The 12,406-nt window shown below is 61.4% G+C and carries 10 protein-coding genes; 5 read left to right on the top strand and 5 right to left on the bottom strand.

From position 1 onward, the window contains the following. Nucleotides 1-27: 27 nt before the first annotated feature. On the top strand, nucleotides 28-1,059 hold the full coding sequence (gene rsgA, locus ACY4LX_RS04010) for a small ribosomal subunit biogenesis GTPase RsgA (RefSeq protein ID WP_123402441.1): 1,032 nt from the start codon (nucleotides 28-30) through the stop codon (nucleotides 1,057-1,059). A 92-nt stretch (nucleotides 1,060-1,151) separates the two neighbouring features. Here rsgA and ACY4LX_RS04005 read toward each other — a convergent pair whose 3' ends face one another. The 4 genes from ACY4LX_RS04005 to motA all read right to left on the bottom strand — a co-directional run bounded on the left by ACY4LX_RS04005 (nucleotide 1,152) and on the right by motA (nucleotide 6,150). Continuing rightward, nucleotides 1,152-1,421: a hypothetical protein gene (locus ACY4LX_RS04005; RefSeq protein ID WP_463259233.1), complete on the bottom strand. Its 270-nt coding sequence runs from the start codon at nucleotides 1,419-1,421 to the stop codon at nucleotides 1,152-1,154. 1,571 nt (nucleotides 1,422-2,992) lie between these two features. Beyond that, nucleotides 2,993-4,159 carry a sterol desaturase family protein gene (locus ACY4LX_RS04000; protein ID WP_463259232.1) on the bottom strand — a complete coding sequence of 389 codons (1,167 nt, stop codon included), beginning with the start codon at nucleotides 4,157-4,159 and terminating at the stop codon, nucleotides 2,993-2,995. An 86-nt stretch (nucleotides 4,160-4,245) separates the two neighbouring features. Continuing rightward, complete coding sequence (gene motB, locus ACY4LX_RS03995) at nucleotides 4,246-5,295, bottom strand: flagellar motor protein MotB (protein WP_463259231.1); 1,050 nt, start codon at nucleotides 5,293-5,295, stop codon at nucleotides 4,246-4,248. Between the two features lie 3 nt (nucleotides 5,296-5,298). Then, nucleotides 5,299-6,150, bottom strand: coding sequence for a flagellar motor stator protein MotA (gene motA / locus ACY4LX_RS03990; RefSeq protein WP_149659266.1), 852 nt, complete (start codon nucleotides 6,148-6,150; stop codon nucleotides 5,299-5,301). 166 nt (nucleotides 6,151-6,316) lie between these two features. Between motA and ACY4LX_RS03985 the strand changes: the two genes are divergently transcribed. Genes ACY4LX_RS03985 through asd form a run of 3 tightly spaced genes read left to right on the top strand, consistent with a single transcriptional unit; the run spans nucleotide 6,317 to nucleotide 9,592 of the window. Next, nucleotides 6,317-7,855 (top strand): HDOD domain-containing protein, encoded by a 1,539-nt coding sequence (locus tag ACY4LX_RS03985; protein WP_463259230.1) that lies wholly within the window; start codon nucleotides 6,317-6,319, stop codon nucleotides 7,853-7,855. Between the two features lie 42 nt (nucleotides 7,856-7,897). Beyond that, nucleotides 7,898-8,713: a thiosulfate sulfurtransferase gene (gene rhdA / locus ACY4LX_RS03980; RefSeq protein ID WP_463259229.1), complete on the top strand. Its 816-nt coding sequence runs from the start codon at nucleotides 7,898-7,900 to the stop codon at nucleotides 8,711-8,713. 18 nt (nucleotides 8,714-8,731) lie between these two features. Then, nucleotides 8,732-9,592: an archaetidylserine decarboxylase gene (asd, locus tag ACY4LX_RS03975; RefSeq protein WP_149659263.1), complete on the top strand. Its 861-nt coding sequence runs from the start codon at nucleotides 8,732-8,734 to the stop codon at nucleotides 9,590-9,592. Nucleotides 9,593-9,874: 282 nt separating this feature from the next. Here the strand turns inward: asd and ACY4LX_RS03970 are convergent, their stop codons facing one another. Then, nucleotides 9,875-10,276, bottom strand: coding sequence for a lectin OAA family protein (locus ACY4LX_RS03970; RefSeq protein ID WP_042932429.1), 402 nt, complete (start codon nucleotides 10,274-10,276; stop codon nucleotides 9,875-9,877). Nucleotides 10,277-10,475: 199 nt separating this feature from the next. On the opposite strand from ACY4LX_RS03970, the gene ACY4LX_RS03965 reads away from it, so the two are divergent. Continuing rightward, the gene (locus ACY4LX_RS03965) at nucleotides 10,476-12,257 is read left to right on the top strand and encodes a molecular chaperone (protein WP_149659262.1); all 1,782 of its coding nucleotides are present in this window, start codon (nucleotides 10,476-10,478) and stop codon (nucleotides 12,255-12,257) included. Nucleotides 12,258-12,406 lie beyond the last annotated feature (149 nt).

The raw sequence follows: 12,406 nt of genomic DNA, 5'->3' as shown, positions 1-12,406 counted from the left end.
TCGCTGCATTCTTGATACGGAACACCCATGGCCAAACGCCAACTCAATCGTCGTCAAAACTGGCGCATCGAAAAAATTCAGGGCGAACGCGCTGCCCGCGCCGCCAAACGCGAGTCCTCGGCTGTCGAGGCACTTGAGGGCGGCGACCTGGGTCCGGAACAGACGGGCCTGGTGATCGCGCACTTCGGTGTGCAGGTCGAAGTCGAAGCGCTTGAAGGCGAGCTGGCCGGCGAAGTGTTCCGTTGCCACTTGCGCGCCAACCTGCCCGCGCTGGTGACCGGCGATCAGGTGGTCTGGCGTGCCGGCAACCAGGGCATCGGTGTAATCGTGGCGCAACTGCCGCGTAAAACCGAACTCTGCCGCCCGGACAGCCGTGGCCAGCTCAAACCCGTAGCGGCCAACGTCGACATGATCGTCATCGTCTTCGCCCCGCTGCCCGAGCCCCACGCCAACCTGATCGACCGCTATCTGGTCGCTGCTGAGCACGCCGGGATTCGTCCGCTGCTGCTGCTCAACAAATTCGACCTGATCGACGAACAGAACGCCCCGGCCCTGAACGCCTTGCTCGCGGTCTACCGCACACTCGGCTACCCGGTGCTCGAAGTGTCGGCCCACCACGGCAACGGCATGGAGCAATTGCAGGAACAACTGGACGGACGCATCAGCGTCTTCGTCGGCCAGTCCGGCGTCGGCAAGTCCTCGCTGGTCAACAGCCTGCTGCCGGAAGTCGAAACCCGCGTCGGCCCGCTGTCCGAACTGTCCGGCCAGGGCACCCACACCACGACGACCGCGCGGTTGTTCCACTTCCCCGGCGGCGGTGAACTGATCGACTCCCCGGGCATCCGCGAATTCGGCCTCGGCCACGTCAGCCGCGCCGACGTCGAAGCCGGGTTCATCGAGTTCAACGACTTGATCGGCACCTGCCGCTTCCGCGATTGCAAACATGATCGTGAACCGGGGTGTGCGTTACTCAAAGCGTTGGAAGATGGGCGTGTGCAGCAGCAACGGATGAACAGCTATCGCTCGATCATCGCGAGTTTGCCGGAAACCAGTTACTAAGTAGCCATGATCATTTTCGTGATGCCATGAAAATGATCAGCCGTTTCCAGCAAACACTAAAAAGCCGCGATCATCTCGCGGCTTTCTGGTTTTCAAAGCACTGCTTTTTCCAGCTTCCAACCCAATGCATCCAAGGCGTCACAGCCATCCTGAATCAACATATGCGCAGCATTGGCAAAATGCTCCAGATCGTGACCTTCAGCGTCTTTGACGCACAGGCAGGTGACGCTGCTGAGCAGATTGCGGGCAGCTTTGATTCGGTGGGTGGCGGTTTCGAGGAGGTCAGTGACTTTGGCTTCGGTGTCGATGTACAGCGTCGGGCCGACGCTGAAATTGCCTTGGAGCGGGTGGTACTTAGCCATGGGGTCAAAACTCCGTTAACGGTCGAGAGATATCATCTGTAATTCGACCGGCTAAGATCGGTCACCGCACTGGCAGCAACGGGCGAAACTATAGGCAGATGCTCGCAGGACTGAGAACCCCGAACCGCAATTTCAGACCGTTCCTACAACCACTCATCTCGCCAGCAAACCGCATCCAACAGGAAAACGCGCCCCTCCGACAATAAGGTCGACTATCAGGCCGTCTTCGCGGGCAAGCCTCGCTCCTACAGGGATCGTGCCCACGCTGAAAATGGATCAGGAGAACGTACGCGCCCTAGTCAGGTCGGCTATCAGGCCGCCTCGCGGCGCTGTTGCGGTGCACGCCCCCTCGAGAGGCGGAGTGGAGGTTCTGCGCAGTGGGCAACCCGGCATGGATGCCGGGTTAGCCGCCCCCGGCCATGGATGGCCGATGGCGGCGGGCCCACGAAGCAGGACCGGAGCGAGGCACCGAACGAAAGGGGCAAAAGCGCTTTGGTTACTTTCGCGCTTTTCGAAAGTGACTCGCTGTAAGAGCGAAACCATAAGCAGCCGTTACCGCAGGAATGGATATGTACACATCCCCCGGTGCCTGACACAAAGCTTTCGCGAGCATGCTCGCTCCCACAGTTGATCGATGTACATCTGCAAAAGATGGGGCGGCTACCAGGCCGCCTTCGCGGGCAAGCCTCGCTCCTACAGGGATCGTGCCCACGCTGAAAATGGATCAGCAGAACGCACGCGCCCGAACCAGGCCGGCTATCAGGCCGCCTCGCGGTGCGATGTGCGCCCCCTCGAGAGGCCGAGTGGAGGTTCTGCGCAGTGGGCAACCCGGCATGGATGCCGGGTTAGCCGCCCCCGGCCATGGATGGCCGATGGCGGCGGGCCCACGGAGCAGGACCGGAGCGAGGGCATGCCGAGCCACAGCGAGGCACCGAACAAAAGGGGCAAAAGCGCTTTGGTTACTTTCGCGCTTCTCGAAAGTGACTCGCTGTAAGAGCGAAACCATAGGCAGCCGTTACCGCAGGAATGGATATGTACCCCCCCAAATCCTCCGGCGCCTGACACAAAGCCTTCGCGGGCAAGCCTCGCTCCTACAGGGATCGTGCCCACGCTGAAAATGGATCAGCAGAACGCACGCGCCCTAGTCAGGTCGGCTATCAGGCCGCCTCGCGGCGCTGTTGCGGTGCACGCTCCCTCGAGAGGCCGAGTGGAGGTTCTGCGCAGTGGGCAACCCGGCATGGATGCCGGGTTAGCCGCCCCCGGCCATGGATGGCCGATGGCGGCGGGCCCACGAAGCAGGACCGGAGCGAGGGCATGCCGAGCCACAGCGAGGCACCGAACGAAAGGGGCAAAAGCGCTTTGGTTACTTTCGCGCTTCTCGAAAGTGACTCGCTGTAAGAGCGAAACCATAAGCGGCCGTTACCGCAGGAATGGATATGTACCCCCCCAAAAAACCACGGCGCCTGACACAAAGCCTTCGCGGGCAAGCCTCGCTCCTACAGGGATCGTGCCCACGTTGAAAAATGAAGAAGCACAAAAAAGCCGACATCACTGTCGGCTTCATCGCTAACTCAGGAAACCGCCGCCGGCGGCTTCGGCGCAACGACCTTCGGCTCAGGCTTCTGAAATGGATAAAGATGCTGACGCACAATCCCACCCGGCAACTCCTTGCCAAACACCCCGTAGCGCACCGGCCATTCCTTGGGGGGCAACTTGAACGTACCAAACAGCATGTCCACCAACGGCGTGTGAATCGCGTAGTTCTTGTAGATGTAATCCTTGTGCCGCGCATGGTGCCAATGGTGATAACGCGGCAAAACCATCACGTAGTTCAGCCAGCCACCATTGATCCGCACATTGGCATGAGCCAACACAGCCTGGACGCCGACCAGAATCACATAGGCATTCAACGCCTGCGGCGCAAAGCCCAGCAGCATCAGAGGCACCAGCACGCCGGTACGGGTCAGCAGAATCTCGATAAAGTGCACCCGCGAACCGGCAAGCCAATCCATGTGCGTGCTCGAGTGATGCACCGCGTGGATGCGCCACAGCCACGGCACCACATGATAGAGACGATGCAACCAATACTGACCAAGGTCGGCCACCAGCACGGCGAGGAAGAACTGTACGACAAGCGGCAGGCTTTGCACGCTGGCCTGCAGATCCGACGACATCGCCCAACCCGCCACGTAGCTCGACGAGGCGGTGATGAAGATCAGGATGAATTGCACCAGCATGTGGCTGACGAAAAAATAGGTCAGATCGGTTCGCCAGTGCGGGCGCAGGATGTTTTGCTCGGGGTCCTTGGAATAGAGTTTTTCCAGGGGGATGAAAACGATGGCCGACACCAGCAGGGCCAGGACGAACCAGTCCAGCCCCAGCGAGTAAGGGGTCTGCCCGATCGAGCTGATCTGCACATTGGTGCCGCCGAGGAACACCGCCAGCCCCGAGGCCACCAACCCGGTGATCCCCAGGCGCTTGCGCTTGTTGAGCAGGATATTCAGGGTGCCGAGGCTGAACGACAGCACCAGCCCGAGCAACAGCGTGGTGCGTGCGAACTGCTCGTCGTAGACCTTGCGCAATTCGGCGGTGGTCAGCCACTCGGGAAACAGGAAGCAGAATACTGCGAGCAGGCTCAGCAGCCCGAGCGTGGCCGAGATGTAGCCACTGACCCGGCCTTCACCGAATTTGAAGGGCGCATTGCCGTGTCGCTGGAAATAGGCTTTGAGTCTTTCCATCTCTGATCTTCCCTGATTCTAAAAAAACGTGCAGTGGTGACGCCGCCAGACACAAAAAAGCCACGATTACCGTGGCTTTTTTGAGGTTATTGCTTGGGTGGCTCCGCCGGTTTAGCCGGATCACCCGGCTTCGGCGCCGCGTCCTCGAACAGATTCAACCGCTCGCGAAGCTCATGGGCCGGCACCGGCTGCTTGTCCGCAGGCAACGCATTCGGATCAACCGGTGTGGCTGGCGCGTTTGGCGCTTCACCCGGCGCGCCCTGCCCCGGCGGCGTCGTTGGATCGGCACCTTGCGCCCCTTCGATGGCCGCCTGTGCCTTCTTGGTCAGCACGACAATGTCGATCCGGCGATTGACCGGGTTGAACGGATGTTCCCGATCAAACAACGCCGACGACGCATAACCCACCACCCGCGCCACTTGCGACTCCGGATAGCTGCCAGCCACCAAGGCACGGCGCGCGGCGTTGGCGCGGTTGGCCGACAATTCCCAGTTGCCGAAATCACCGGTGCCGGTGTACGGCTTGGCGTCGGTATGGCCGCTGATGCTGATCTTGTTCGGCACCGCTTTAATGGTGTCGGCCATGGCCAGCAGGATGTCTTCGAAATACGGTTTCAGGCGCGCCGAACCCGAGTCGAACATCGGCCGGTTATCCGCGTCCATGATCTGGATGCGCAAGCCGTTCGGCGTGATCTCGAACAGGATCTGGTCCTTGAACTTCTGCAACTGCGGGTTCTCTTCGACCTTGTTCTGCAGTTCTTGCAGCAGCAATTCCAGGCGTTCTTTCTCGACCTGTTCGGCCATGCCTTCGACCTGATCGGTATCGACGGTCACTTTGTCCGGTTGGGGCTGGGATTTCACCTCGGGGTTGAGGGTGTTCTCCGGCGCCAGGGTCGGCGTGCCGCCCAGGTCGATGATGTAGGGCGTGCCGCTTTCGGAGAAGCCGACCGGGTCTTTGAAGTAACCGGCGATGGCGATCTTCTGTTCCGGCGTGGCGGTGGACAGCAGCCACAACACCAGGAAGAACGCCATCATCGCCGTGGCGAAGTCAGCGAAGGCGATTTTCCAGGCGCCCCCGTGATGCCCGCCGGCGATGCGCTTGACGCGCTTGATGATTATCGGCTGGTTATTTTCCATGGCTTAACGACCGCGAACCGCTTGTTCCAGCTCAGCGAAGCTAGGACGGTGCGCCGGGTACAGAACCTTGCGCCCGAACTCCACCGCCAACGATGGCGGCATGCCGGAAGCGGAGGCAACCAGCGAGGCCTTGATGGCTTCGTAGACGTTCAGTTCTTCCTTGGCATCGTGGGCCAGGGAATGGGCCAGCGGGCCGAAGAAACCGTAGGCCGCGAGAATACCGAAGAAGGTACCGACCAGCGCCGCACCTACGTGCATGCCGATGGCTTTCTGGTCGCCTTCGCCCAGGGAGGCCATGGTCACCACGATACCGAGTACCGCCGCGACGATACCGAAACCGGGCATGGCGTCGGCAATGCCGTTCACCGCGTGGGACGGGTGCTCCAGGTCTTCCTTGAGGCTGTAGAGTTCCATGTCGAACAGGCCTTCCAGCTCATGGGGAGCCATGTTGCCGGAGGACATGATGCGCAGGTAGTCGCAGATGAACGCGGTCATGCGTTCGTCTTTCAAGACTGTCGGGTACTTGGCGAAGATCGGGCTCGCAGCGGCATCTTCGATGTCGCCTTCGATGGCCATCATGCCTTCGCGACGGCTCTTGTTGAGGATCTCGTAGATCAGGCCCAGCACTTCAAGATAGAAGGTGTGGTTGAAACGCGAACTGAACATGCTCAAGGATTTCTTGAGCACGTGCATGGTCATGTAGCCGGGGTTGGCCTGCAGGAATGCACCGAGGGCCGCACCACCGATGATCATCACCTCGAAGGGCTGAATCAGGGCGGCGATTTTGCCATGGGAAAGCACGTATCCGCCGAGCACGCTCGCGAATACGACGATGATGCCGATTATTTTAGCCATAGGTAGGAGAGCACTTACTGAGTCGGGTTCAAGGTCATATTCGGAAGTTAAAAAATCTCTTCTTCTACTTATCGGCAAAACTGCGCCAGACTATAGCCAGTTCAGGCGAAAAGCCAATTTAGCCCGCGCCGGGCGTGTTTACAGCCAATGATGATCCCGTCCAGCCATGGCTAACGAAACGAACGTTCCACCTCCAAAACCGACCACTCTCGAAGGCTGGGTCAAGCTTCTTGATGGCGTGCGCCTGCCGGTTCCGCAAGAGAGTCACGACCGGGTCTGCAAAGCCATTCGCAATAACCGCAGCTCGTTGCGCGACATTGCCGAATTGATGCAGGAAAGCCCGGCCCTGGCCTTGAGCGTGATTCGCGAGGCCAACCGCCACACCCACGGCAGCATGACGGAGCCGGCGGAAAACCTCGACGTGGCGCTCAATCGCCTCGGCCTGAAACGCACCGAAGAACTGCTCGATCGCCTGCCCGCCGAACCGCAATCCGAGATCCCCAAGGCCCTGCGCCAGCTGCAACTGATCAGCCAGCACGCGACGCAACAGGCCAACGGCTTCTTCGCCAATCGCCTGGCGCGGCTGTGGCAGGACATTCATTGGGGCAGCCTGCTGTTTCTCTCGCCGCTGTGGCCAATGGCGCTGACGCACCCGCATTTGCTCGAAGAGTGGGAACTGCGGGTCATCCATAAAGGCGAGTCGGCGCGCAAAGTCGAAAAGCAGTTGTTCGGCGTACGCCTGCTGGAAATCTGCCTGGCACTGGTGGACCTCTGGCGGCTGCCGATCTGGGTGCAACAGGGTTATCGCCTGCTGCTCAACGAGCAGCGGGAATTGGTCAAAGTGCTGCGCATCGCCCGGGACAGCGAGCACCCGCTGCGTCAGCAAAACCGCCTCGACGACGATCCTACCCTGCGCCGCTGGCTCAATCAGCCGGCCAACACCGTGCTGCTGGCCAACGGTCTGGCGCTGTCGGCGCAACAGGCCTGGGACTGTCCGCACGCTGAGCGCTGGCAGTACCTGACCAGTCTTTATCTGCAAATATCGATGGACGAAGTACAGCAACAGTTGCACCAACAGGCCGCCAACAGCGCCCGCCAGCATGCGATGCCGGATCTGTGGCACCCGGCGGTTTCGCTGCTGTGGCCGTGGGGCATGAACCGTATTCACGCCGGGTTGCTGCCGGCCCCGGCACCGACCACTGAAGATTTGAGCCATTGGCGCAAACAATGCGCCGAGCTGCTGGTGGAACCGAGCCGCTTCTCCAACGCGATGCACCTGACCACCTCGGCCCGGGATGCACTGGTGGCCTGCGGCATGCGACGGGTGATGATCCTGATGGCCGACCGCACCCACGCCAATCTGCGGGTGCACCAGACCGCCGGGTTGCCGAAAGAAGCCGCCGGCCTGAATTTCCTGGTCAGCCAGAGCAGCGTGTTGCAGCGTTTGCTCTCGCAGCAGGCCCAAGTACGCCTGACGCCGGCCAACAATGCCCAGTTCTCCGCCCTGCTGCCCGCCAGCCTGCGTTCGCAGTTCAGCGGCGAACACTTGCTGTTGCGCTCACTGGTCAACAATGGCCGGGTGATCATGATTGTGGTGGCGGACCAGGGTGGCGGGCCGTTCTCGGAAATTACCGTGCAAGCCTTTGGCAAAACCGCGCAGTGCATCGAAAAGGCACTGAGTACCTTTAGCAGCCGCGGCCAATGATGCTGCGCTACAATCCTCCCTTTTTCGCCCTGGAGACCTCACATGTCTGACTTCTCTGGCTTGCCGCTGGTGATCGAGCCGAGCGACTTGCTCCCGCGCCTCGACGCCCGCGAACTGATTCTGGTGGACCTGACCAGCAGCGCCCGCTACACCGAAGGGCATTTGCCCGGCGCGCGGTTTGTCGATCCGAAACGCACCCAGCTCGGCCAGGCTCCGGCGCCTGGCTTGCTGCCGACCCACGCGGCCCTTGAAACATTGTTCGGCGAACTGGGCCACAACCCCGATGCGGTCTACGTGGTGTATGACGACGAAGGCGGCGGTTGGGCCGGGCGTTTCATCTGGTTGCTGGATGTGATCGGCCACAACAAATATCACTACATCGACGGTGGCCTGCCAGCCTGGCTGGCGGCGGGCTTGCCGATGTCGATCCAGGTCCCGGCCCCGGTCGGCGGCCCGGTCAAACTGACCTTGCACGACGAACCCACCGCCACCCGCGAGTACCTGCAAAGCCGTCTCGGCGCCGCCGACCTGGCGATCTGGGATGCCCGTGGACCGCTGGAGTACTCCGGCGAGAAAGTGCTGGCGGCCAAGGCCGGGCACATTCCGGGCGCCGTCAATTTTGAATGGACCGCCGGCATGGATCAGTCGCGTCACCTGCGCATCCGTACCGACATGCCGAAGATCCTCGAACAACTCGGCATCACCAAAGACAAAGAAATCATCACTCACTGCCAGACCCACCACCGCTCTGGCTTCACTTATCTAGTGGCCAAGTCCCTCGGTTATCCGCGGGTCAAAGGCTACGCCGGCTCCTGGGGCGAATGGGGCAACCATCCCGACACCCCCGTAGAGATTTAAGGTTTTTAAGGACAGTTAATGAATAAGCGTCTGTTTATCCTCAGCCAATACCTGCTGCCTCACCACTTGCTCTCGCGACTGGCCGGCTGCGTCGCCGAATGCCGCGTGCGCTGGTTCAAGAATGCCTTCACCGCGTGGTTCGCCAAGCGTTATCAGGTGGACATGTCCCAGGCGCTGGTCGAAGACCTGACCGCCTACGAGCACTTCAACGCGTTCTTCACCCGCGCCTTGAAAGACGGCGCGCGGCCGCTGGACGAAACCCCGGGCGCGATCCTCAGCCCGGCCGACGGTGCGGTCAGCCAACTCGGCCCGATCGAACACGGTCGCGTCTTCCAGGCCAAGGGCCACAGCTTCAGCGTGCTGGAATTGCTGGGTGGCGATACCGCGAATGCCGCGCCGTTCATGGGCGGTGATTTCGCGACGATCTACCTGTCGCCGAAGGACTACCACCGCGTGCACATGCCGCTGGCCGGCACCCTGCGCGAGATGGTCTACATCCCGGGCCGGATCTTCTCGGTCAACCAGACCACCGCCGAAAACGTCCCCGAGCTGTTCGCCCGCAACGAGCGTGTGGCGTGCATCTTCGACACCGAACGCGGGCCGATGGCCGTGGTGCTGGTGGGCGCGATGATCGTGGCATCGATTGAAACCGTGTGGGCCGGGCTGGTCACGCCGCCGAAACGCGAGCTGAAAACTTTCCGCTACGACGAAGCCGCCCGTGCGCCAATCCATCTGGAGAAAGGTGCGGAACTGGGTCGCTTCAAACTGGGTTCGACGGCGGTCGTGCTGTTCGGGCCGGATCAAGTGAAATGGGTCGAAGGCCTCGGCGCGACGTCGCCGGTGCAGATGGGCCAGGCTTTGGGTTTGCCGAACGCCTGATCCCGGATGGCCGAATGAAGAACCTGCGGGCGAGCCTTTGTGGCGAGGGGGCTTGCCCCCGTTGGGGCGCGAAGCGCACCTGAAAACGAGTCAACGCGATCTAAATATAGAAGCACCGATTGGTTTTACGACTGCTTCGCAGTCGAACGGGGGCAAGCCCCCTCGCCACACAAGCTCGCACCTACATGGGTTGCGGCGCTCCACTTCTACACTGACTGGCATTCACCACAGTTCCGCCCTTTCGAACGTCTTCGAAGGGGCGGATACCACTCGGTGGTGCCGTTACTCTATCTGTCCACGGAAGCCGATCGGCCCTTCGTTGGCGTAGGTATTGGTGCCACTGAGGTTTTTCCCTCCATCGCTGGAGGTCACGCTCAACGCCACAACGTTCTGATTATCGCGACCACCGATGACCCACTTGCCACCCGGGTGCCATGGAGCGTCGTTGCCGCCCCACTGATTTTCAACGTTGTACTGGTTCTGGCCCGTGCGCTGAGCCTTGAAGCCAATGGGACCTTCACCCGCATACGTCATGGTGCCGGTGAAACTCTTGCCGCCATCGCCTGACTTGATCTCGATCGCGACAACGTTCTGGTTGTCCCGCGCGCCCAGCGTCCAGTCTCCACCGGGATGCCAGGGTGCCGAACTACCGCCCCATTGATTTGCCACTACGTATCTAGACATGAACCTCATCTCCTTGAAGTTACAAAGAGACCTGCTCTGCGTAGGCAGCAGGCCGTACGACTGTGCGTATCCAGTCGCACGCCTGAGAGATTAGTCGGACGCTCGGCCCTCACTCAATTGGCAGACAAACGGTAACGACCAGCAAGTGCTACAGTCAGACCATTCACTGCCCATTTCCCGGTTGGAGTTTTTCCACGGCATGAATGAGAACAAGCCCACACTGTTGCTGCGCGCACCGATCCCCGCCGGCTTGCGCCTGTCGTTCTGCGAAGCCACCCCGCGCGACCTCAAGCGCTGGATCGCCAACCTGCCCAAAGCCAACATTGGCGAAACCGCTCGCCAGTTGTATCAAGGCTTGAGCGAACTCAATCAATTGCTGACCCCCAGCGATAATCGCCTGCAATTGCTCGAACTGCTGCGCCCCGAGGTGTATTACGTCTGCAAGCACCTGGAGCGGCATTTCCTGCATCAGGCGATTGTCCTCGACGAGCGTTCGCGCAAGATCGCCAACCTCTGCCAGGCGCTGCAAAGTCATTTGGCAATCGGCTACAAACAGATCGTCATGCGCATCGCCCCACGCTTCAGCAAGGACCGCGCGCCGCTGCTGACCCAGGCGTTGCAACGGGCGATCCATTGCCTGAACGGCCCGTTGATCCGCGCTACCCAGCTGTATTGCCCGGTGCCGGAAGGGGTGTGGCTGGAGCTGCATCAGTTGTATCGAATCGGCTGCGAGCATCGGCTGCAAAACATCAGCGTGCGCGATGAACTGGCCAGCGAGACCCCCGACCTGAGCATCGAGCAGACCTACGTGGCCGCCCTGCTGCTGGGCGCCTCACGCTGCAATCAACTGCGCCAGAACCAGATCGCCCGCCTCGCCGAGGTGCTGGAACCCTGGAGCAAATGGATCAAGTTGCACCCCGGCAAACCGGGCAATGAGCTGTTTGCGGTGGCGCCGGAACTCGATGTCGGGCCACGCTATCGGTCCAAGTTCCGCGCCGAGCAGCAGGCGAGTTTGCTGGGAATTGATCCGCAGCCGCTGGTGGCCGCCATCGAGGCCCGGCTGCTGAACCCGACCGACACCGCGTTGCCCGTCCCGACCGGGCTGAACCTCGATACCTTGCAACACTTGAACGCCGCCTGGGGCCAGGCCGCCGAGCGCAGTTTCCAGCGCACCGCCGGCAACGGCACCTTGACCCTGTGCGTGGGCATGAGCGCGTTGCACTTCTACCTGGGCGGGCAACGTTCGTTCAGCGACATCCTGAAAAACCCCGCCGGGCGACTGGCGCAGTTTGCGGCGACGGCACCGGCCGGCGGCAAGGACAACTGGAGTCAGGCGTTCGACGCCGGGCCCAATGGCACCGCTAACGACCTGCTGCCCTACGAAGAAATCGAATACCCGACGTTGCAGAACGACGACAGCCACGAAGCCGCCGACCGCAACCGGCACTTCCCGACCTACGCCTTGCCGGTGATCAACCACAGCCCCGGCGGTTATTGCCTGGCATGGCCCGGCGCCGTGCCGCCCGAGCTGCAAGCCGGGGAAATGGTCGGCATCGAAGACGCTGCTGGCCAGGGCTGGAGCATCGCCGTGGTGCGCTGGATTCGCCAGGTGCGGGGCGGAGGGACCCAGATGGGCATCGAGCAGGTCGCGCCGTATGCCGAGCCCTGCGGCTTGCAACTGGTGCGCACCCGGGACGATCACAGTCAGTATCTGCGCGGCTTGTTGCTACCGGCGATCAGCGCGATTGATCTGCCCGCCACCCTGCTGGCCCCGCGTTTGCCGTTCCAGGAAGGCAACAAGGTGCTGATCAACACCAACGGCCAGGAACGCCGCGCCGGGCTGGATCGGCGGGTGTCGAGCACCAACAGTTTCAACCAGTTTGCTTATCGCTCGCTGGAGGCGAGCAAAACCGAAAACAACCCGGGGAGCGGCGTGGTCGGGGCGGAAGAGGATTTTGATTCGTTGTGGAAGTCGCTTTAAGAGAGACATAAACCCCTGTGGCGAGGGGGCTTGCCCCCGTTGGGTCGCGAAGCGGCCCCAAACCTGCCATCGAGTTATTTCAGGCACAACGCATTTACAGGTTTTGCGTCTGCTACGCAGCCGAACGGGGGCAAGCCCCCTCGCCACAG

The organism is Pseudomonas sp. Emmai, assembly GCF_055179735.1.
The sequence above is the reverse complement of the archived record's forward strand: the minus strand, read 5'-3'. Positions and strand labels throughout refer to the sequence as shown.